The organism is Allobosea robiniae (genome assembly GCF_900102525.1).
GTDB classification, from domain to species: domain Bacteria; phylum Pseudomonadota; class Alphaproteobacteria; order Rhizobiales; family Beijerinckiaceae; genus Allobosea; species Allobosea robiniae.
The window spans coordinates 861,621-881,110 of record NZ_FNBZ01000001.1; the positions used below are offsets into that span (position 1 = coordinate 861,621).

The window sequence follows — 19,490 nt, forward strand, 5'->3', positions numbered from 1 at the left end:
CGATAACAAGGGAATGGTGCGGTGATTAGGGTTCGGGCCAGTCATGGTCAAGCATGAGCCGGAACCGAAAGCGGACAGGTTTCGTTCATATCGGGTCTGATATCGACAATCCCAACCGCACGGCTCGCGATGTTCGGGGCGAGCATTTGATGACGGGCCGGCGGCCGCATAACCAAGGAGTAAGCCCATGTTGACAACCCGCATCATTGCCGCCGCTTTCGGCGCTGCGACCTTGCTCGGTGCCGCCATGAGCACCGCCCCGGCCTCGGCGGCGCCGATTTCCGCCGGCACGGCGCTGGCTTCCGGCGCCGAAACCGGTCTCGTCCAGCAGGCCTGGCATCGCGGCCGCCCGCATTACGGGCCGCGCCGCCATTACCGTCCGCGCTGCTGGACCGAGTCCCGCCGTATCTGGAACGGCCATCGCTGGATCAGGCGGGCCGTACGCGTCTGCCGCCGCTGAGGCGGGCGCACATATCTGAAGACGGGCGGACGGCGCGGTTTCGCGCCGTCCGTGCAACAAGGCCCGCCATCCGCCTCGGGGATCACGGGTTGGCCCCGCCTGAGCCGGCGGCGCGATGGAGGCCAGGATGTTCCGGACAACGCTTCTTGCTGCCGCGCTGGCGGGCTCTATGGGCGGAGTTGCTCTCACCGCCTCCCCGGTTGCGGCCGCGCCTGTCGCTGCCGCGGCCGGGCAATCGGCGCAAGCCGGGCAAAGCCTCGTCGAGCAGGCCCAGTATTACGGCCTGCGCCGATACCGGCGCCCGCGCTGCTTCTGGTCCGACCGCCGCGTCTGGAACGGCTGGCGCTGGGTGGTTCGCCCGGTGCGCATCTGCCGCTGAGCGGCTCCCAAGAATGGCCGCAATGTGGCTGTTGGCTGAAGGCAAGCTGAACGACGCGATTCCGTGCCGTTCAGGTTCGAGGCCCTAACATTCAACGCAAGGACGGCGTTTTCATCCGACGGCAGGGACTGCCGGCGCCATCTCATGGAGGTTTTCATGTTTCGGACACTGATCGTCACCATGGCGACCGCTGGCGCGCTGGGCGTAGCCGGCATCGCCGCTACCCCCGCTTCGGCAGCCCCGATTGCGGCAGCCCCGATTGCGGCCGCGCCCTCGGTCTCGAGCGAAGGCATGGTGCAGCAGGCGCAGTATTATTACGGTCCGCGCCGCTATTACGGCCGGCCGCGCTATTACGGCCCCCGCTATTACGGGCCGCGGCGCTATTACGGCCCGCCGCGTTTCTATGGCCCGCCGGCCTATTATGCTCCGCGGCGATTCTACGGGCCGCGCTATTACTGGTAATCGGGCGTAAGGCGCCCACGGCCGCGATGGACCGCGTCGCTCAAGGGTGTCAGCCTGCCATCAGCGCCATTGATCACGAAAGCCGGCAGCAACGCTGCCGGCTTTCTGCTGTTCAGCACGGCCGTGACGATGATGCGGATCGCCGGCTTGTCGGCAAAGGCATGGACCGGGCGAACCGCGACCGCGCCGAAACCGGTTTCGAGGCCGGCCAGAACTTCGGGCAGCGCCTCGACCCGATGAATAAGCGCGAGATATCCACTCGGCCGAAGCAGGCGCCGGGCCGTCCGCAGCCAGGGCGCGAGCGCTCCTTCGGCGACATGGGCGGCCTTGCGGTTCGGGACAGGCGAGGCCCGGCTGCCGCCCGGGGGATAGAAGGGCGGGTTCATCGCGACCGCGTCGAAGGAGGCGGGTGCCAGACCTAGCTCGGAGAGGATCCCGGCCCGTGCCGTGACATCCCCGGCCACGGCCGTCACGCGCCCCGCCATCTCGTTGAGCCCGGCATTGCGCGCGGCCAGCGCGGCAAGCTCCGGATCGCGCTCGAGCAGCGTGACCTGCAATTCCGGCTGGGCCAGCGCCGCGGCGAGGCCGACCGTGCCGACGCCGGCCCCGATATCCAGCAACGCGCCGCCACCCAGATCCGGCAGCGCCGCTGCAAGCAGGACCGCATCGCTGCCGGCGCGGTGGCCCTTGCGCGGCTGGAGCAGCCTCAGCCGGCCATCGAGCAAACGATCCTCGACGATCTCGCCCAGTGCCGCGCCCGGTTCGATCTCACTCATCACGCAATTCTGATCCGTAGCCGGCCTCGACCAGCAAAGCCCGCGCACGCCTGCGATCGGCATCGCGCACCAGCAGGCGACGGGGGAAGGCTCCGATCATGCCCTCGAGCGAACTGATATGCTGATCTGCGATCAGGCAGTCGAGATTGGCCGATGCCAGCAGGGCCTCGACGGCGCCGAGCAGGATAAGGTCGTTGGTGCGCAGGAGTTCGTGCATGGCTCCATGGAGCCCAAGCACCCGGGTTTGTGCAAGAGCCGTCGGCTTTCGGGCTCCCGTTCACGCAAAGGTGCGGCGTCACGCCGGTTTGCAGGGGCTGGCGTCCCATGCGACGGTTGTGGCATGGCACAAGCGCGCCGCCCGGCGCGGGTATCTGACTCCGGAGTGTCTCCAGTGGGTGTCGTCGTCTCCCTTGAGGAACGGGAATCGAATCAGGCCAGCATCGAGCCGCTGGTCGCGCTGACGCGCGAGGACATGGCCCGCGTCAACGCGATGATCCTGTCGCGCACCGGCTCCGACGTGACGATGATCCCGGAGGTCGCCAACCACCTGATCTCGTCGGGTGGCAAACGGCTGCGGCCGATGCTGACGCTCGCGATGGCCGACCTCTGCGGCTATGTCGGCGATGGCCACGTCAAGCTCGCGGCCTCCGTCGAGTTCATGCATACGGCCACGCTGCTCCATGACGACGTCGTCGACGAGAGCGACATGCGCCGCGGCAAGCTCGCCGCCCGCATGCTCTGGGGCAACGAGGCAAGCGTTCTGGTCGGCGATTTCCTGCTCGGCCAGGCCTTCAAGATGATGGTCGAGGTCGGCTCGCTCAGGGCGCTCGACATTCTCTCCACCGCCGCCTCCGTGATCGCGGAGGGTGAGGTTCTCCAGCTCTCCGTCGCCAAGAACACGGAAACGACCGAGGACGAATATCTGGCGGTGATCCGCGGCAAGACGGCCGAGCTCTTCGCCGCCGCCTGCGAGGTCGGGCCGGTGATCGCCGGCTCCCCCAAGGCCGATGCCGCCGCCTGCCGCAGCTACGGCCTCAATCTCGGCATCGCCTTCCAGCTCATCGACGACGCGCTCGACTATGGCGGCGTCGCCGCCAAGCTCGGCAAGAACACCGGCGACGATTTCCGCGAGGGCAAGATCACCCTGCCCGTCGTGCTCTCCTTCCGCCGCGGCGACGAGGCCGAACGTGCCTTCTGGAAGCGCACGCTACAGGACGGCGAGATCCGCGACGGCGATCTGGAGGAAGCACAGGCGATCATGCGCCGGCACAAGGCGCTCGACGACACGATCGCCCGCGCCGAGCATTATGCGCGCATGGCCAAGGACGCCCTCGGCCTGTTCCCGGCCTCGCCGATGAAGCAGGCGCTCAACGCCGCCGTCGATTTCTGCGTGGCGCGGGCGCATTGAGCTGACGCACCACCGTCACTGCGAGGAGCGCAATGACGGTGGAGCGGCCCCACCGCTTTAGCTCAGCAGCGTCGGCTTGACCCACCAGCCCGGCCGCTCGCGCTGCAACGCCTTGGCAGCGGCAGCGCTCGATGCGCAATCGTCGAACAGCGCGAAGCAGGTCGCGCCCGAGCCCGACATGCGCGCCAGCCGGCAACCGGGCAACGCCGCGAGCCGGTCCAGGGCCTCGCCGATCACCGGCGCACCCCGCTGCGCCGGTGCTGCGAGATCATTGCTCGTGGTCGCCAGATAGCCCAGCAGATCCGCGGCCGATGCCGGGGCCGCAAGATTCTGCGCGCGCGCTTCCGACGTCACCTCACCCGCCTTGAGACCAAGCGCCCGGAATACGCCCACCGTCTCGACCCCCACGCCGGGATTGACCAGCACGCCGAAAAGCGGCGGCAGCCTGAGCACCGGGCCGAGCTTTTCGCCGATGCCGGCCATCAGCCGCGCGCGCGAATCGAGACAGACCGATACGTCGGCCCCGACCTGCGTCGCGACCTCCCGCAGGATCGGATCGCCCGGAGCGATGCCGTTCAGGCGCGCGAGCAGGCGCAACGCCGCAGCCGCATCGGCCGAGCCGCCCCCGATTCCCGAGGCGACCGGCAGGCGCTTGACGAGATGGAAGCGCCCCAGGCGCAGGCCGGGGCGTGCCGCCGCAAGCGAGCGGGCGGCGCGCAGGACGAGATTGCCGTCATCGGCCGCGAGTCCTTTAGACCGAGGCCCTGCGAGCGTCAGAGAGAGGTCAGCGCCGGGATCGAGCGACAGCGTGTCGCCGACGCCGGCGAAGGCGACGAGGCTTTCCAGCTCGTGATAGCCGTCGGCGCGTCGGCCGAGCACGCGCAGGTCGAGATTGACCTTGGCGCGGGCGCGCGTCGTCAGCGGTGGGGCCACGGCGTCAGGCCGGCGACGCGGAAGCGTCAGCCGCCGTCCTTCTTGGTCTCCTCGACCGCATTGGCCGAAGGATCCTCCATCCCGCGCTCGATCTTGCGCAGGATCTTCTCCAGGTCCTCAGGCTCGGGCTTGAGGTCGCGGGCGTGGTTCCACTGGAACTTCGCCTCGAGCTGGCGGCCGGTGCGCCAGTAGACGTCGCCGAGATGATCGTTGATGACCGGATCGGACGGGCGCAGTTCCGCAGCGCGCTCGATCTCGCGCGAGGCATCGTCATAGCGGCCGAGGCGATAATAGGCCCAGCCGAGCGAATCGATGATGTAGCCGTCGCGCGGGCGGAGCTCGACGGCGCGGCGCAGCATGTCGAGCGCCTCGTCGAGCTTGAGATGCTTGTCGACCAGCGAATAGCCGAGATAGTTCAGCACCAGCGCCCGCTCGCGGCCGAGCGGATCGGGCAGGAGTTCGAGCGCCTTGCGCAGATCGGCCTCGGCCTCGGGCCAGCGGTTGATGCGCTCGCGGGCGATGCCTCGGAAATAGAACAGATCCCAGTTGGCGCGGCCGGGCGAGGCGAGCTTGTCGATGGCCTTATCATAGGCCGCCGCGGCTTCCGCGAATTTCTTGCGCGAGCGATAGATGTTGCCGAGCGCCGAGAGCGCGTCGACATCGTCCGGCCGCTCGGCAATGACCTTGTCGAGATGCTTCACCGCCTCTTCGGGCTTGCCGAGGTTTTCCAGCGCCAGCCCGGCCTGGATCTCGGCATTCGGACGCAGCGGCGAGGAGGCCGGCATCTTGTCGTAGACGGCGACGGCATCCTCCGGCTGGCGCGCACGCTCCAGAATGTCGCCGAGCGTCAGGATCGCGAGGTCGTGGCCGGGGTCGAGATAGATCGCCATGCGCAGGTAGAGCAGCGCGGCGGCTTCGTCGCCCTGGCGGTTGCCGGCGCTGGCGAGGCCATAGAGCACCTCGGCCGCGCCCTGCTGCGGCGTCGTGATCTGACGCGGCGGCGCATCCTTCTTGCCGACGAGCGCCATGCCCTCGCGGATGATCGGATGATTCGGCAGCAGGCGGTCGAAGGCGGCGTAGGTTTCGGCCGCACCGTTGAAATCGCCGTTGCGGGCCTGGAAGCGCGCCCAGAGATCGACCAGCCGGAGCGTGGTCTTCTCGGCGTCATAGGCGGATTTCAGCCGCTTCTCGGCTTCGCCCTTGCGGCCGGCGGCATCGAGAATGAGCCCGGCATGATAGTCGCGGAAAAGATTGTAGGACGCCTCGCCCTTCAGGCGCTCCAGCGTCTCGATCGCCCGGCGGGAATTGCCGGAGCCGAGATAGGACCAGGCTGTGAGCAGCGTCGCGGTGATGTCGGCCGCGCGCCCCCTGCCCCCGCGCTGGAGATGATTGCGCGCCGTCCGGTAGCTCTTCTGCTTGATCGAGCGGATGCCGATGACGAGCTGGGCGAGGCCATTGCTCGGATCCTGCTGGATCAATTTGTCGGCCGCCCGGAAGGCATCCGGCATGGCACCGTCGGCCAGGAAGGCGACGAAGGCGCGCTCGGTCAGGTCGTTGTTCTGCGGGTCTTCCTTGATCGCCTCGCGCAGATAGACGGAGGCCGCACCGAGATCGCGGGATGCACCGGCGACGATCGCGGCGAGGTAGTTGCCTTCCAGGCTGTCGCCCGGCTCGAGCGTGTCAGCCGTACGCGGCTGCGTTGCGCCCTGGGCAGCGGCCACGGCTGGCAGGAACATCAAAAGCGACAACGCAGCAGCCGTGCCGGAGGCACGCACCTTCTTCAATAATGTCACGACTGCCATTCTCCCTCGGTCCGCAGCCTCACCATCTCGGGGCGCACTCTTCCAGCGGACCGTGATCGCTTCGCGTAGGCTGCCAAGATGGCGGTTTCCGGGCGGACGGGCAAGCCGGCCCCCTCCCGAATGCGGCTCTTTCGTAGCAGCCGCGCAACACTCCCGGAAATCTGCCTGACCAAGCGGCCGAAAGCCGAAAACGGCGATCATCACGCAGGGATATCGGGCCTATAGCTTGTCCGTCTGCAGCTTTCGCAGCGATTCCACTGGGACTGTTCCAATGAAGAAGATCATTCTGAGCATTGCCGCCATCGCACTCCTCGGCGGCTTCGTCGCCGGCTGCGCCAAGGACGAGACCAAGCCGGTCGCCAAGATCGTCCGCAAGGGCTGATCGGCCTCCTGGCCTTACGACAAAGGGCGCGCCGGCCGGCGCGCCCTTTTTGATTCATCGGACAGCGAATCGCCCCGCGATCACATATTCGCGTAGCCCGGCCCGCCGCCGCCTTCCGGGACCGTCCAGGTGATGTTCTGGGCGGGGTCCTTGATGTCGCAGGTCTTACAGTGGACGCAGTTCTGCGCGTTGATCACGAAGCGCGGATTGGTCTTCGTCTCGGCGTTCTCGTAGACGACCTCATAGACGCCCGCCGGGCAATAGAGCCTGGCCGGCTCGCCATAGAGCGGCAGGTTCTGCGTGATCGGAACCGATGGATCCGCCAGCTTGAGATGAGCCGGCTGGTCTTCCTCGTGATTGGTCGAGGAGAGGAAGACCGAGGAGAGCTTGTCGAAGGAGATCTTGCCGTCCGGCTTCGGATAGCTGATCGGCGTGACCTCGGCGAGCGGCTTCAGCGTCGCGAAATCCGGCTTGCCGTGCTTCAGCGTGCCGAAGGGCGACCAGCCGAAGAGCTGGTTCAGCCACATATCGATGCCGCCGAGCCCGATGCCGAGCAAGGTGCCGAACTTGGACCAGAGCGGCTTGACGTTGCGGACGCGCTTCAGGTCCTTGCCGATGGCGCTGTCGCGCCAGCTCGTCTCGATCTCGGCGACCTCGTCATGCTGCCGCCCGGCCTGCAATGCCGGCACCAGCTTCTCAGCCGCGAGCATGCCCGACAGGATGGCGTTGTGGCTGCCCTTGATGCGGGGAACGTTGACGAAGCCGGCCGCGCAGCCAATCAGCGCGCCGCCCGGGAAGGTCAGCTTCGGCACCGACTGCCAGCCGCCCTCGGTGATGGCGCGCGAGCCATAGGCGATGCGCTTAGCGCCCTCGAAGGTGTCGCGGATCAGCGGATGGGTCTTGAAGCGCTGGAACTCGTCAAAGGGCGAGAGCGTCGGGTTCTGGTAGTTGAGATGGACGACGAAGCCGACCGAAACCAGATTGTCGTCGAAATGGTAGAGGAAGGAGCCGCCGCCGGTGCTGTTGTCGAGCGGCCAGCCGAAGGAGTGCTGGACGCGGCCCTTGTGGAACTTCTCCGGCTTGACCTGCCAGAGCTCCTTCAGGCCGATGCCGTATTTCTGGGGCTCGCGGCCTTCATCCAATGCAAACCGCTTGATCGCGATCTTGGAGAGCGAGCCGCGCGCGCCCTCGCCCAGCAGCGTGTAGCGGCCGCGCAGCTCCATGCCCCGGGTGAAGCGGTCAGAAACCGTTCCGTCCTTGGCGATGCCCATATCGCCCGTGGCGATGCCGGCGACCGAGCTATCCTCGTTGAAGAGCAGCTCGGCGGCGGCGAAGCCCGGATAGATCTCGACGCCGAGCGCCTCGGCCCGCGCGCCCAGGAACTTCGCGACGAGCCCGAGCGAGCCGACGAAATTGCCGTGATTGTTCATCAGCGAGGGCATGCCGAAATTCGGCAGGCGGATACCGTTCGGCTCGGTCAGGAAATAGAAGATGTCTTCCTTGACCTCGGTGGTCAGGGGGCGCTCTGGATCGTCGCGCCAGTCCGGCACGAGCCGGTCGAGGCCGATGGGATCGATGACGGCACCGGAGAGGATATGGGCGCCGACCTCGGCGCCCTTCTCGACCACCACGACCGAGATGGACTCATCGAGCTGCTTCAGCCGGATCGCAGCCGCCAGCCCCGCAGGGCCGGCACCGACGATGACGACGTCATAGTCCATGCTCTCGCGCGGTTCGCTCTGCGCTTCCTTCAGATCCATCCTGCCCTCCGCCTCAGCAGCATGCGCCGCATGATAGTTTATATATGAACTATTTCACCGGGTCGTTCAATGCCGGCTTTCGTCCAGTCTGGAACCCCTCTATCCAAGCGTGCGTTCCATTTTGCAACTGCGTCGGCTCGCAGAGAGGGTTTGCAAGGTATAGGATGCAGCGATGAGCCTGTCCGATGCAGTCAGCCCCGACGCGCCCGATCCTTACGAGCTTTTGAGCTGGTACGCCGAGATGGGCGTGACCGAGGCGCTCGACGAAGCGCCGCGCAACCATTTTGCCGACCCCGCTCCTGCCGGCGAGCGCGGCGACGGGCAGCCGCGCCTGCGCCCGCTACCCGGCCGCCCTGCCGCACCGGCACGGCCGATGGCGGCTGCGGCAACGGCACCGGACGACGCCACGGTCAGCGCCAAGGCGCTCGCTCGCGAAGCGCGCACGCTCGATGAGCTGAAGGCCGCGCTGGCCGGTTTCGAAGGCTGCGTGCTGAAGGCCACCGCCAAGAACCTGGTCTTCGCCGACGGCAATCCGCAGGGCCGGGTGATGATGGTCGGCGAAGCGCCCGGTGCCGACGAGGACCGCATCGGCCTGCCCTTCGTCGGGCGCTCCGGGCAGTTGCTCGACCGCATGCTGGCCGCGATCGGGCTGAGCCGGAAGGACGACGTCTATATCGCCAACATGCTGCCATGGCGCCCGCCGGGCAACCGCACGCCGACGCCACAGGAAGTGGCGATCTGCCTGCCCTTCATCCAGCGCCAGATCGAGCTCGCCGATCCCGACATCCTGGTCTGCGTCGGCGGCCCCTCCGCGCAAGGGCTGCTCGGGTTCACCGGGATCCTGCGCTCGCGCGGCAAATGGGTGGAATACGACACCGGGGCGCGGCGCATCCCGGCAATCGCGACGCTGCACCCGGCCTATCTGTTGCGGCAGCCGCTGCAGAAGCGGCTCGCCTGGCGCGACCTGCGCGCGCTGAAGGCGGCGCTCGACGGGAAGAATTGACGCAGCGACGTTGCGCGCAGGCGCGGCACGAGGCAGGCTTGCATTAGATCACATCCAGACACGCCCGAACGGGCGAGGCCCGGCACCGGCGTGACCTGGCCAGACGGAGTTCTGCGATGGTCATCGATGCTTTTCTGCTTTCGCGCATCCAGTTCGCCTTCACCATCTCGTTCCACATCGTCTTCCCGGCCTTCACGATCGGGCTTTCCGCCTATATTGCGACACTGCTCGGGCTGTGGTTGAAGACGGGCGACCCGAAATTCCACCTGCTCGCCCGGTTCTGGACCAAGATATTCGCCGTCTCCTTCGCGATGGGCGTCGTCTCCGGCATCGTGCTGTCCTATCAGATCGGCACGAACTGGAGCCGCTTCTCTGTCGCGGTTGGCAATATCGTCGGTCCGCTGCTGGGCTATGAGGTACTCACTGCGTTCTTCCTCGAGGCTTCTTTCCTCGGCGTGATGCTGTTCGGCTGGAAGCGGGTGCCGCCCTGGCTGCATTTCCTCTCGGCGGCGATCGTCGCCGGTGGCACGGCGATGTCCGGCTTCTGGATCCTCTCGGCCAATAGCTGGATGCAGTATCCCGTCGGGCACGAGGTCCGCGACGGCATCGCCTACCCCGTCGACTGGATGAAGATCGTCTTCAATCCGACCTTCCCCTTGCGCTTCGCGCATATGATGACGGCGGCCTATCTCACCACCGCCTTTGTCGTGCTGGCGACCGGGGCGCGCCATCTCCTCGCCGGACACCGCACCGAATCGGCCAAGACGATGGTGCGCATGGCGATCCTGATGATCGCACTGACCGCGCCGCTGCAGGCGCTGATCGGCGATTTCCACGGCAAGCAGACCGCGATCTACCAGCCGGCCAAGCTCGCCGCGATCGAGGCGCACTGGGATTCGGCCAAGCCCGGCGCGCTCGTCCTCTTCGCCTGGCCCGACGAGAAAGCCGAGCTCAACCGGTTCGAAATCTCGATCCCCGGCGTCGCCAGCCTGCTGACGCATGGCAGCATGGATGCGCTGTTCCCGAGCCTGAAGGATTTCAAGGTCGAGGACCGGCCGCCGGTGCTCATCCCCTTCTTTGCCTTCCGCATCATGGTCGGCATCGGCACCCTGATGATCCTGTTCGGCTGGGTCGGCGCCTGGCTCTGGAAGCGCGGCACCATCTTCGAATCGCGCAGATGGCTCTGGCTCGCCCAGTACAGCTGGCCGGCCGGGTTCGTCGCCATCCTCTCCGGCTGGTTCGTCACCGAGGTCGGTCGCCAGCCCTGGCTCGCCACCGGCGTCCTGCGCTCGAAGGACGCGGTCTCGCCGATCACGACTCTCGAGGTCGCGATCTCGCTGGGGCTGTTCGTCTTCGTCTACTGCGTGGTGTTCACGGCCGGCATCCTCCTGATCAATCGCCTGATCGACAAGGGACCGGACGAGATCAGCCATGAGGACCCGCCCGAGCAGCCATCGAAGCGGACGCTGAAGGCGGCACAGGCGCCCGCCGCGGCGATCTTCGGCGACGGCCATCCCGGCGACGACAAGATCCAGCCGGCGAACTGAGGAGAGCTATTATGGAATGGTATCTCCCCGTGATCTGGGCCGGCGTGATCGGCACCGCCGTAATGCTCTACGTCATCCTCGATGGCTTCGACCTCGGCATTGCCATCCTGTTCCCGACGACGAAGGACGAGGGCGAGCGCGACCAGATGATGAATTCGGTCGCGCCGTTCTGGGACGGCAACGAGACCTGGCTGGTGCTCGGCGGCGCCGGGCTCTGGGTCGCCTTCCCCTATGCCTATGCCATCATCATGCCGGCCTTCTACATCCCGGTGATCCTGATGCTGCTGGCGCTGATCTTCCGTGGCGTCGCTTTCGAGTTCCGCTGGGTGGCCAAGCCCCATCACAAGGTCTGGGACCTCGCCTTCTGGGCAGGCTCGACGCTCGCCGCCTTCGCGCAGGGGCTGATCCTCGGCGGATTGCTCCAGGGCGTGAAGGTCGTCGACAAGCAGTTCGCGGGTGGCCCCTTCGACTGGCTGACGCCGTTCACGGTGATGTGCGGCATCGGCGTCGTCATCGGCTATGCCACGCTCGGCGCGACCTGGCTGGTCTACAAGACGGAGGGGCCGGTGGCGGACCGGGCGCGCCGGCAGGCGAAGGCACTGCTGCTGGGCCTGCTCGCCTTTGCGGTGCTGGTTTCACTCTGGACGCCGTATGCGCATCCGCGCATCTCCGCGCGCTGGTTCACGCCGTCCAACCTGATGCTGCTCTGGCCGCTTCCGGTGCTGACCGCGATCTGCGGCTACTTCGCCTGGAAGCGGCTGCACGGCGCGCATGAGTTCACGCCTTTCGCCCTCACGATCGCGATCTTCGTCCTGTGCTTTCTGGGGCTCGCGGTCTCGAACTATCCCTATCTGGTGCCGCCCGACCTGACGATCTGGGACACGGCAGCGGCGCCGAGCTCGCATATCTTCGTGCTGATCGGCGTCAGCTTCCTCCTGCCGACGATCCTGTTCTACACCGCCTTCGTATACTGGACCTTCCGTGGCAAGGTTAGGATCGACAGCGGCTACCACTGAGTGGAACCCCCGCGGTCAGGTTGCGTTCAGGAGCGGTTTGCAAAGACGACTTGAGTTCCCCGCATCTCCCGGCGAGATTGCGGGGGAACTTCGCCGGGGATGCCTTCATGCAATGGGAAGATTACCGCCAGTCCGATAATCTCGAGGACAGGCGCGGCAGTGGTGGCGGCGGCTTCGCCGGCATGCCCGGCGGGCGCGGCGGCGTCGGCATCGGCACGATGGTGGTGCTCGGCCTGCTCGGCTGGGCGCTCGGTATTGATCCGCGCCTGCTCATCGGCGGCGCCGAACTGATCGGCGGCATCGGCGGGCGCGAGCAGACGCAGGAAACGCGCCGCTCCTCCGGCCCGCCGGAGGACCAGATGGGTCGCTTCGTCTCGGCCGTTCTGGCGCAGAACGAGGACATCTGGTCGAAGCTTTTGCCGCAGCAGGCCAATACCCGCTACCAGCCGCCACGGCTGGTCCTGTTCTCCGGCGTCGACCGCTCGGGCTGCGGCACCGCGCAATCGGCGATGGGGCCGTTCTATTGCCCAGTCGACAAGAAGGTCTATCTCGACACCTCCTTCTTCCAGGAAATGCAGCGCAAGCTCGGCGGCGGCGGCGATTTCGCCTATGCCTATGTGATCGGCCACGAGGTCGGCCATCACATCCAGAACCTGCTCGGCATCCTGCCCAAGGCCAACCAGATCCGCGAGCGCTCCTCCGAGCGCGACGCGAACGCGATCTCGGTACGAATCGAACTGCAGGCAGACTGCTTCGCCGGCGTCTGGGCGCATAACGTCCAGGCGATGGGCCGTATCGACCAGGGCGATATCGACCAGGCGATGCGCACCGCCTCCGCCATCGGCGACGACAAGCTGCAGAAGGCGGCGCAAGGCACGGTCGTGCCCGATTCCTTCACGCACGGCTCCTCGGCGCAGCGCATGAAGTGGTTCACCACCGGCTTCCAGTCAGGCTCGATGCAGAGCTGCGACACGTTCCGGAATCAGGTGTAGCGCCTCTCAACGGCGCCGGAGACGCCGGGGTCGCGGGCGGTTACCACCGCCTCGTCCCGCTGGCTGGTCGTTCCGACCGGGCATCCAAAACAAATCGGGCCCGAACGGGCCCGCGACTTCCTGAGAATGCCGTGCGGAGGGCTGCATCCAGCCCTCCGCTTGGTTTTCGTGGAGAGGCTAGCTCCAGAATCCTTCCTGATGTTCGCGAGGCGAGAACGTATCTTCGTCCTCCCGTTGTTCCTCGCGCTTGTCCTCGTCGCGCTCCGCTTCGAGCGCAGAACAGGAATCGTGCCGTTCCAGCATGGATCTCTCCTTTCGATGTCTGAGGGAGGTGCTTCAGGCAACCGTCTACATATGAACTTATGCTGCAGCGCACAAGTTCCCACACGAAATTCCTTCTGCCATGCGCTTCAGGCATATCGCCTTCGGCGGCGCAACATCCCTCTAGGCAGCTAGCCCGCCCACTCCCGCAGGACCGGCAGCCGCACCGGCGCCCGGTCGAGACGACCGGTCAGCGCGACCGCCTTGGGCATGACAAGCCCCGCCGCGAGCCCGCGGCCGGGCAGCGAGAACATGAGCCGTTCGCGCAAGGAGGCAAACGCCCCTTCCAGGGGAATCAGGGCCGGCTTTGCCGCCGCGACCAGCAGATGGCGCTCCACCGCCTGGACCCAATGAGCCTGCGGCACATCGCCGGATTCGAACAGGACGAGGCGGTCTCCCCGTGCATGGGCTGCGCCTTCTCGCCAGGCTTGCTCATGGCTCGCGCGGAGATAGCGGGCGCCGGTGGCGTCCGCAGCGCGCTCGGTCTCGGGCGCGCCGACCGTGTCGACGAGCACCGCATGGCCGAGAAAACCCTCCGCGACCGCTGGAATCAGGACAGCCAGGGTCGCGGCAAGCGCCTGCTGGGAACCATCGCTGCGGATCACGGCCGTGAGCATAAGCGAAATTCTATGCCGCAACGCAGCATGTCACAATCCCGCCCTTGATATTTGTTCTTGTTATGTTCACTCTACATGCGACCAGAAGGCGTCGATTCCCGGCGCGTGACGCGGTTCGAAAACCATGCCCCAGGCCAGACCCACCTCACGGCCCTTCCCGGCGGCCCAGCCCCTTCGGCGCCAGGACCGGGAGCCGAGCGTCTCGGCGCCGGTCGTCGCGCCCGCCGATCCGATGGCTTATGTCGGCCATCGCATCGACCCCGACAGGCGGCGCGGGCGTGGTGCCACGATCAATCCCGGCGGCCGCTGCGAGGCAGAGCAGCGCGTCGCCGAGGACGACGGCTGGGGTTCGCTGGAGGAACTCCCGCCGTTCTCGACCGAGATCGCCTATGAGAAGGCGCGCACCATCATCACGCGCAACGACTCGCCCGATATCTCCTTCGACCGTTCGATCAATCCCTATCGCGGCTGCGAGCATGGCTGCGTCTACTGCTTCGCCCGGCCGACCCATGCCTATCTCGGCCTGTCGCCGGGGCTCGATTTCGAAAGCAAGCTGACCGCGAAGCCCGATGCGGCGGTGCTGCTGGAAAAGGAGCTCTCCTCCCCCTCCTATCAGCCGCGGACGATCGCAATCGGCACCAATACCGACGCCTACCAGCCGATCGAAAGGAAGCTCCGGATCATGCGCCAGATCCTGGAGGTGCTGGCAAAGTTCAATCACCCCGTCGGCATCGTCACCAAATCGGCGCTGGTCCAGCGCGACATCGATATCCTCGCGCCGATGGCGGAGAAGGGACTGGTCAAGGTCGCGCTCTCGGTGACGACGCTCGACCCGAAGACCGCACGCGGCATGGAGCCGCGCGCCGCCTCGCCAGCCAAGCGGCTGGAGACGATCCGCAAGCTCTCCGAGGCCGGCATCCCGGTCACGGTGCTGGTCGCGCCGATCGTCCCGGCGATCAACGAGCACGAGATCGAGCGCATCCTCGACGCTGCCAAGGCGGCAGGCGCCGAGGCAGCCGGCTATGTCCTGCTCAGGCTGCCGCTCGAAGTGCGCGACATCGTGCAGGAATGGCTGCTGACGCATCATCCCGACAAGCTCCGGCATGTGATGTCGCTGATCCGCTCGACGCGCGGCGGCAAGGACTACGATTCGCAATGGGGCCAGCGCATGGTCGGCTCCGGCCCCTATGCCTGGATGATCGGACGGCGCTTCGAGATGGCGGCCGAACGCATCGGCTTCAACACGACTCGGCGCCGACTGCGGACCGACCTCTTCGTGAAGCCGGAGAAGGAGAAGGCGCAGTTGAGTTTGTTCTGAGGCGTTGGGCGGCTGCTCTCGCCGTCATGCTCGCCCTTGTGGCGAGCATCCACGCCTTGGACGCCGCATTGTAGGAAGGAAGACGTCGATGGTCGGGACAAGCCCGACCATGACGATCAAACGCGATTGCGTGAGGCGAGGAAAAGACGGCTCTGGCCCCGCGCTGTGCTCTGCTGCATAACCCCGCCATGCCCGCCGATTTCAACCGCGAGACATCCGCCATTGCCAACGGCCGCTGGCCGCTGGCCGGCATCGACGAGGTCGGACGTGGGCCGCTGGCCGGCCCGGTCGTCGCGGCCGCCGTGATCCTCGATCCCGAGCGCGTGCCTGATGGACTCGATGATTCGAAGAAGCTCTCAGCTGCGATCCGCGAAGAACTCTTCGGCGAAATCATGGAACGGGCGCTGGCCGTCTCCGTCGCCAGCGTGACGGCCGTCGAAATCGACGCCATCAACATCCGCCAGGCGACGCTGCAGGCGATGCGCCGGGCCGTGGCCGGCCTGCCGCTGGCACCGCTCCATATCCTGGTCGACGGCAACGACCCGCCGCAATTCGCCTGTTCCTGCGAGGCGATCATCCAGGGCGACGGGCAGATCGCCTCGATCGCGGCAGCGTCGATCATCGCCAAGGTGACGCGCGACCGGATGATGGCGCGGCTGTGCAAGCGCTATCCGGCTTATGGCTTCTCCAGCCATGTCGGCTATGCGACGCCGCAGCATCGCAAGGCAATCACCGCGCACGGCCCCTGCCCGGAACACCGCTATTCCTTCGCGCCGGTGAAGGGCGTGTGGTTCCGGTAGGCCGCGGCCTCGCGCGTCGTTCCCCGGTGGGGAGGAAGCCTCTGTCCGACCTCCGTGAGCTCGGCCGTATTTCACTCCGTCATGCTCGCCCTTGTGGCGAGCATCCACGTCTTGAACACCGCCCTTGCTGAAGGAAGACGTGGATGGCCGGGACAAGCCCGACCATGACGGGAAACACGGCTCCCGGACCTCACCGAACGCCCTCGCAAGCTGCCCTTACGGCAGCCTGAGACGTTAACCGCCGTTTACGAATTACCCTTCATTGCCAACGGCCTAGGCAAAAATTGCAGCCCCAGAATGGGACGCATTTTTTTCAAAGCGGAAACCCGACCTTTACCCTGTCCGACCAAGATCGCCCTCGTTGAAGTTGCGTAACGGTCTTGGTGTCATGGGTGTTTTGCGTACCGGGACCGCCAGTGCTCCCGTCCGGATTCAGGTTTCGCGTACCGGACGGCCTGCACTGGGGGCTCGGATGAAGGCCAAGGGCCTTCCCGAACATATCGGCGCTCCGCGGGAGCTGCCGCTCGATCAGATTCTCGTGGGCGACTGCGTCGCGGCGATGAACGCACTGCCACCGGCAAGCGTCGATCTCATCTTTGCCGACCCCCCCTATAACCTCCAGCTCGGCGGCGATCTGCGCCGGCCCGACGACAGCCTCGTCGATGCCGTCGACGACGACTGGGACAAGTTCGCCTCCTTCTCCGATTACGACCGTTTCACCCGCGACTGGCTTGCGGCCGCGCGGCGCGTGCTGAAGCCGGACGGGGCGCTGTGGGTGATCGGCAGCTACCACAACATCTTCCGCGTCGGCGCGACGTTGCAGGATCTGGGCTTCTGGATGCTGAACGACATCGTCTGGCGCAAGGCCAATCCGATGCCGAATTTCCGCGGCCGGCGCTTCACCAACGCGCATGAGACGCTGATCTGGGCGGCGCGCGGCGAAGCGTCCAAATACACCTTCCATTACGAGGCGCTGAAGGGCGGCAATGACGACCTTCAGATGCGCTCGGACTGGTATCTGCCGCTCTGCACCGGCGACGAGCGCCTGAAGGACGACAACGGCGCCAAGGTGCATCCGACGCAGAAGCCGGAGGCGCTGCTTGCCCGCGTGCTGCTCTCGGCCTCCAATCCCGGCGACGTCATCCTCGATCCGTTCTTCGGCACGGGCACGACCGGCGCCGTCGCTAAGGCTCTGGGCCGCCATTTCATCGGCCTCGAGCGCGACCCGGTCTATGCCAAGGCAGCGCGCGAGCGCATCGCGGCGGTGACGCCGCTGGCGCCGGAAGCGTTTTCGACCGCGCCCTCCAAGCGCAGCGAGCCGCGCGTGCCGTTCCTCAGCCTGGTCGAGGCCGGGCTGGTGAAGGCCGGCGAGACCGTCCATGACGAGAAGCGCCGCCACAAGGCCGTGATCCGCGCCGACGGCACGCTGATCCTCGGCCCGGCCGTGGGCTCGATCCACAAGGTCGGTGCGCTGGCGCAAGGCCTGCCAGCCTGCAACGGCTGGACCTTCTGGCATGTCGAGCGCCAGGGCGGGCTGACCGTGCTCGACGCGCTGCGCGGCGAGATCAGGGCGCAGATGGCGGCGGCCTGAACCGCCGGCCTCGCGCCCCCTGCCCTATCGTCATATGTTCGAAGGATGCGCGTTCGCCATCGGCGCGCGCATCCTGAACATAGGACAGCGAGGGCGGCAGCATGGCGACGATCCTCAAGAACGGGTCCCGCGGACCCGAGGTCAAGACGCTTCAGGAAGCGCTGAACGCGAAACTGAAGCCGATCCCGAAGCTTGTGCCCGATGGCCAGTTCGGCACCATGACCCACAACGCGGTTCTTGCCTTCCAGCGCAACAACTGGCTGGTCGAGGATGGCCAGGCCGGGCCGGCGACCCAGGCCTGCCTCTACGATACCGAGGCCTTCGCGCCGATCCTGCACAATGTTCCCTTCATCGCGCAGCCGACCAACACGACCTGCTGGGCGACCTCGACCGCGATGATGAAGAAATCGACGGTGCCGATCATCATCGCCAGGACGCCGCCGGACATGATCGCCTCCGATGGAGGGCTGCTGAACTCCTCCGAAAGCGACCAGGCGATCGTGACCGGCCAGCGCTATGGCCGCATCCATGGACTGCGCTGCAACGCGCCGCAGTCCTGGTCGGTCGAGCAGCTCAGGCAGGCGGTGGCCCGCGGGCCGCTGATGTTCGACATGCTCTGGCGTGTCGACGAGTACACGGCCGGTCGCGGCAGCCCCGGCCATATGATCGTCATCGTCGGCATGCGCGGTGACGGCAATCCTGACGGCACCGGCACGACGCTGCGCATCCACGATCCCTGGCCGCCGAACCGCGGCAAGATCTATTCGAAGGGCTATTTCAAATGGTCCGTCGAACTGCCGACGATGACCTATCGCGTCTTCGAGCTATAGAGCCCGGCGCGCTCGACGACCTTCAGCATCAGGCTCGGCAGCGGCTCGCCGGCGAGGTTCGCCAACTTGGTGAAACGCATCCCGGCCGGGGCCTGCGTGCGCTCGGGAACGCTGCCGGTGAAGACCGTGAGCTCCAGCGGGAAATGCGTGAAGACATGGCGGACCGGTTCCACGACCTGGGTCCAGCTCAGCGGCAATGGCGCGTCCTGCGCGGCGCCGTCGAGTTCGTAATCGGCCCGCCATTCGCTGGTCGGCACCTCGGCCATGCCGCCGAGGAGGCCCTTGGCCGGTCTCGTGCGCAGCAGGATCGCGCCATCCGCACGCGCCAGCACGAAGGCCGCGCCGTAGCGCGTCACTCCGGCCTTCTTCGGCGCCTTGCGCGGGAAACTCTCCTGCATGCCGGCAATCCTGGCTTGGCACGGCTCGCGCCAGGGGCAGAGGCCGCAGGCCGGACTGCGCGGCGTGCAGATCGTGGCGCCGAGATCCATGAGCGCCTGGGCGAAATCGCCCGGCCGATCGTGCGGCAGCAACGCCAGAACCTTCTCGCGAATCAAGGACCGGGCGCCGGGCAATTCGTCCGCGATCGCGAAGAGACGGGTCATCACGCGCTCGACATTGCCGTCGACCGCGGCAGCCGGCCGGTCGAAGGCGATCGCCGCGACGGCGCCGGCCGTGTAGGCGCCGATGCCCGGCAGGGCGCGCAAGCCCTCCTCCGTATCCGGGAAACGTCCGAGATGGTTCTCCATCACCGCCTGGGCGCAGGCATGGAGATTGCGGGCGCGCGAATAATAGCCGAGCCCGGCCCAGGCCTGCATGACCTCTTCCGAAGGCGCCTCGGCGAGAGCCTGCACTGTCGGGAAGCGGGCCATGAAGCGCTCGTAATAGGGCTTCACCGCCGTGACCGTGGTCTGCTGCAGCATGATCTCGGAGGCCCAGACGCGATAGGGATCGGGCCGTTCGCCCGCAACCGCACGCCAGGGCAGCGCGCGGCGATGGCGGTCGTACCAGGTGAGAAGATCGGCGGCGCGGGCCTCGGGGGTCATGACCCGGATGTAGCGCAGCCATGGGTGACCGCAAGCGGCTTCATGCACCG

General features: G+C 66.7%; 19 protein-coding genes and 1 pseudogene. 12 read left to right on the forward strand and 8 right to left on the reverse strand.

Going from position 1 to position 19,490, the window contains the following annotated elements:
- Positions 1-187 precede the first annotated feature (187 nt).
- The 3 genes from BLQ70_RS03935 (at position 188) to BLQ70_RS03945 (ending at position 1,301) form a co-directional block, all read left to right on the forward strand.
- The gene (locus BLQ70_RS03935) at positions 188-460 is read left to right on the forward strand and encodes a hypothetical protein (RefSeq protein WP_061964807.1); all 273 of its coding nucleotides are present in this window, start codon (positions 188-190) and stop codon (positions 458-460) included.
- Between the two features lie 127 nt (positions 461-587).
- Positions 588-839, forward strand: a complete 252-nt coding sequence (locus BLQ70_RS03940) for a hypothetical protein (protein WP_139163482.1) — start codon at positions 588-590, stop codon at positions 837-839.
- A 156-nt stretch (positions 840-995) separates the two neighbouring features.
- Positions 996-1,301: a hypothetical protein gene (locus BLQ70_RS03945; RefSeq protein ID WP_082617199.1), complete on the forward strand. Its 306-nt coding sequence runs from the start codon at positions 996-998 to the stop codon at positions 1,299-1,301.
- On the opposite strand, the gene BLQ70_RS03950 is transcribed toward BLQ70_RS03945, so the two are convergent.
- Both BLQ70_RS03950 and BLQ70_RS03955 read right to left on the reverse strand, forming a co-directional pair.
- A complete protein-coding gene (locus tag BLQ70_RS03950) occupies positions 1,292-2,077 on the reverse strand; it encodes a tRNA1(Val) (adenine(37)-N6)-methyltransferase (protein WP_091855873.1) in 786 nt (261 codons plus the stop codon). The two genes, BLQ70_RS03945 and BLQ70_RS03950, sit on opposite strands and share 10 nt — an antisense overlap.
- Positions 2,070-2,294, reverse strand: a complete 225-nt coding sequence (locus BLQ70_RS03955) for a putative signal transducing protein (RefSeq protein ID WP_091855874.1) — start codon at positions 2,292-2,294, stop codon at positions 2,070-2,072. The genes BLQ70_RS03950 and BLQ70_RS03955 overlap by 8 nt, the downstream gene beginning before the upstream one ends.
- A 255-nt stretch (positions 2,295-2,549) precedes the next feature.
- Between BLQ70_RS03955 and BLQ70_RS03960 the strand changes: the two genes are divergently transcribed.
- On the forward strand, positions 2,550-3,485 hold the full coding sequence (locus BLQ70_RS03960) for a polyprenyl synthetase family protein (protein ID WP_244511916.1): 936 nt from the start codon (positions 2,550-2,552) through the stop codon (positions 3,483-3,485).
- 57 nt (positions 3,486-3,542) lie between these two features.
- Here BLQ70_RS03960 and BLQ70_RS03965 read toward each other — a convergent pair whose 3' ends face one another.
- From BLQ70_RS03965 to BLQ70_RS03975, 3 genes are all read right to left on the reverse strand, one after another.
- The gene (locus BLQ70_RS03965) at positions 3,543-4,418 is read right to left on the reverse strand and encodes a 4-(cytidine 5'-diphospho)-2-C-methyl-D-erythritol kinase (RefSeq protein ID WP_091855876.1); all 876 of its coding nucleotides are present in this window, start codon (positions 4,416-4,418) and stop codon (positions 3,543-3,545) included.
- A 26-nt stretch (positions 4,419-4,444) separates the two neighbouring features.
- Positions 4,445-6,211: a tetratricopeptide repeat protein gene (locus BLQ70_RS03970; protein WP_244511888.1), complete on the reverse strand. Its 1,767-nt coding sequence runs from the start codon at positions 6,209-6,211 to the stop codon at positions 4,445-4,447.
- A gap of 471 nt (positions 6,212-6,682) precedes the next feature.
- Positions 6,683-8,362: an electron transfer flavoprotein-ubiquinone oxidoreductase gene (locus BLQ70_RS03975; RefSeq protein WP_244511889.1), complete on the reverse strand. Its 1,680-nt coding sequence runs from the start codon at positions 8,360-8,362 to the stop codon at positions 6,683-6,685.
- 172 nt (positions 8,363-8,534) lie between these two features.
- On the opposite strand from BLQ70_RS03975, the gene BLQ70_RS03980 reads away from it, so the two are divergent.
- The 4 genes from BLQ70_RS03980 (at position 8,535) to ypfJ (ending at position 12,920) form a co-directional block, all read left to right on the forward strand.
- A complete protein-coding gene (locus BLQ70_RS03980; RefSeq protein ID WP_061964819.1) occupies positions 8,535-9,365 on the forward strand; it encodes a uracil-DNA glycosylase in 831 nt (276 codons plus the stop codon).
- Between the two features lie 116 nt (positions 9,366-9,481).
- Entirely contained in the window at positions 9,482-10,912 is a 1,431-nt protein-coding gene (locus BLQ70_RS03985; RefSeq protein WP_091855877.1) for a cytochrome ubiquinol oxidase subunit I, read from the forward strand.
- Between the two features lie 11 nt (positions 10,913-10,923).
- Positions 10,924-11,928 carry a cytochrome d ubiquinol oxidase subunit II gene (gene cydB / locus BLQ70_RS03990; RefSeq protein WP_091855878.1) on the forward strand — a complete coding sequence of 335 codons (1,005 nt, stop codon included), beginning with the start codon at positions 10,924-10,926 and terminating at the stop codon, positions 11,926-11,928.
- 107 nt (positions 11,929-12,035) lie between these two features.
- Positions 12,036-12,920 (forward strand): KPN_02809 family neutral zinc metallopeptidase, encoded by an 885-nt coding sequence (gene ypfJ / locus BLQ70_RS03995; protein WP_061964825.1) that lies wholly within the window; start codon positions 12,036-12,038, stop codon positions 12,918-12,920.
- Positions 12,921-13,097: 177 nt separating this feature from the next.
- Here ypfJ and BLQ70_RS26105 read toward each other — a convergent pair whose 3' ends face one another.
- A complete protein-coding gene (locus tag BLQ70_RS26105) occupies positions 13,098-13,223 on the reverse strand; it encodes a hypothetical protein (protein WP_274532843.1) in 126 nt (41 codons plus the stop codon).
- A gap of 149 nt (positions 13,224-13,372) precedes the next feature.
- Positions 13,373-13,858 (reverse strand): hypothetical protein, encoded by a 486-nt coding sequence (locus BLQ70_RS04000; RefSeq protein ID WP_091855879.1) that lies wholly within the window; start codon positions 13,856-13,858, stop codon positions 13,373-13,375.
- A 232-nt stretch (positions 13,859-14,090) separates the two neighbouring features.
- On the opposite strand from BLQ70_RS04000, the gene BLQ70_RS04005 reads away from it, so the two are divergent.
- The 4 genes from BLQ70_RS04005 to BLQ70_RS25535 all read left to right on the forward strand — a co-directional run bounded on the left by BLQ70_RS04005 (position 14,091) and on the right by BLQ70_RS25535 (position 18,397).
- Entirely contained in the window at positions 14,091-15,176 is a 1,086-nt protein-coding gene (locus tag BLQ70_RS04005) for a PA0069 family radical SAM protein (RefSeq protein ID WP_139163492.1), read from the forward strand.
- Between the two features lie 188 nt (positions 15,177-15,364).
- Positions 15,365-15,976 carry a ribonuclease HII gene (locus BLQ70_RS04010; protein ID WP_091855881.1) on the forward strand — a complete coding sequence of 204 codons (612 nt, stop codon included), beginning with the start codon at positions 15,365-15,367 and terminating at the stop codon, positions 15,974-15,976.
- 388 nt (positions 15,977-16,364) lie between these two features.
- Entirely contained in the window at positions 16,365-17,567 is a 1,203-nt protein-coding gene (locus BLQ70_RS04015; RefSeq protein WP_091855882.1) for a site-specific DNA-methyltransferase, read from the forward strand.
- Between the two features lie 101 nt (positions 17,568-17,668).
- Positions 17,669-18,397 carry a peptidoglycan-binding protein gene (locus BLQ70_RS25535; protein WP_170843299.1) on the forward strand — a complete coding sequence of 243 codons (729 nt, stop codon included), beginning with the start codon at positions 17,669-17,671 and terminating at the stop codon, positions 18,395-18,397.
- Positions 18,398-18,402: 5 nt separating this feature from the next.
- Here the strand turns inward: BLQ70_RS25535 and mutY are convergent.
- Positions 18,403-19,440 (reverse strand): annotated as a pseudogene (gene mutY, locus BLQ70_RS04025) (A/G-specific adenine glycosylase); the annotation flags it as partial.
- Positions 19,441-19,490: the final 50 nt, after the last annotated feature.

Coding starts and splice junctions, on each gene's coding strand:
- BLQ70_RS03935 (WP_061964807.1), top strand. CDS start 188: ATGTTGACAACCCGCATCATTGCCGCCGCTTTCGGCGCTGCGACCTTG.
- BLQ70_RS03940 (WP_139163482.1), top strand. CDS start 588: ATGTTCCGGACAACGCTTCTTGCTGCCGCGCTGGCGGGCTCTATGGGC.
- BLQ70_RS03945 (WP_082617199.1), top strand. CDS start 996: ATGTTTCGGACACTGATCGTCACCATGGCGACCGCTGGCGCGCTGGGC.
- BLQ70_RS03950 (WP_091855873.1), bottom strand. CDS start 2,077: ATGAGTGAGATCGAACCGGGCGCGGCACTGGGCGAGATCGTCGAGGAT.
- BLQ70_RS03955 (WP_091855874.1), bottom strand. CDS start 2,294: ATGCACGAACTCCTGCGCACCAACGACCTTATCCTGCTCGGCGCCGTC.
- BLQ70_RS03960 (WP_244511916.1), top strand. CDS start 2,550: ATGGCCCGCGTCAACGCGATGATCCTGTCGCGCACCGGCTCCGACGTG.
- BLQ70_RS03975 (WP_244511889.1), bottom strand. CDS start 8,362: ATGGATCTGAAGGAAGCGCAGAGCGAACCGCGCGAGAGCATGGACTAT.
- BLQ70_RS03980 (WP_061964819.1), top strand. CDS start 8,535: ATGAGCCTGTCCGATGCAGTCAGCCCCGACGCGCCCGATCCTTACGAG.
- BLQ70_RS03985 (WP_091855877.1), top strand. CDS start 9,482: ATGGTCATCGATGCTTTTCTGCTTTCGCGCATCCAGTTCGCCTTCACC.
- cydB (WP_091855878.1), top strand. CDS start 10,924: ATGGAATGGTATCTCCCCGTGATCTGGGCCGGCGTGATCGGCACCGCC.
- ypfJ (WP_061964825.1), top strand. CDS start 12,036: ATGCAATGGGAAGATTACCGCCAGTCCGATAATCTCGAGGACAGGCGC.
- BLQ70_RS26105 (WP_274532843.1), bottom strand. CDS start 13,223: ATGCTGGAACGGCACGATTCCTGTTCTGCGCTCGAAGCGGAGCGCGAC.
- BLQ70_RS04000 (WP_091855879.1), bottom strand. CDS start 13,858: ATGCTCACGGCCGTGATCCGCAGCGATGGTTCCCAGCAGGCGCTTGCC.
- BLQ70_RS04005 (WP_139163492.1), top strand. CDS start 14,091: ATGGCTTATGTCGGCCATCGCATCGACCCCGACAGGCGGCGCGGGCGT.
- BLQ70_RS04010 (WP_091855881.1), top strand. CDS start 15,365: ATGCCCGCCGATTTCAACCGCGAGACATCCGCCATTGCCAACGGCCGC.
- BLQ70_RS04015 (WP_091855882.1), top strand. CDS start 16,365: ATGGGTGTTTTGCGTACCGGGACCGCCAGTGCTCCCGTCCGGATTCAG.
- BLQ70_RS25535 (WP_170843299.1), top strand. CDS start 17,669: ATGGCGACGATCCTCAAGAACGGGTCCCGCGGACCCGAGGTCAAGACG.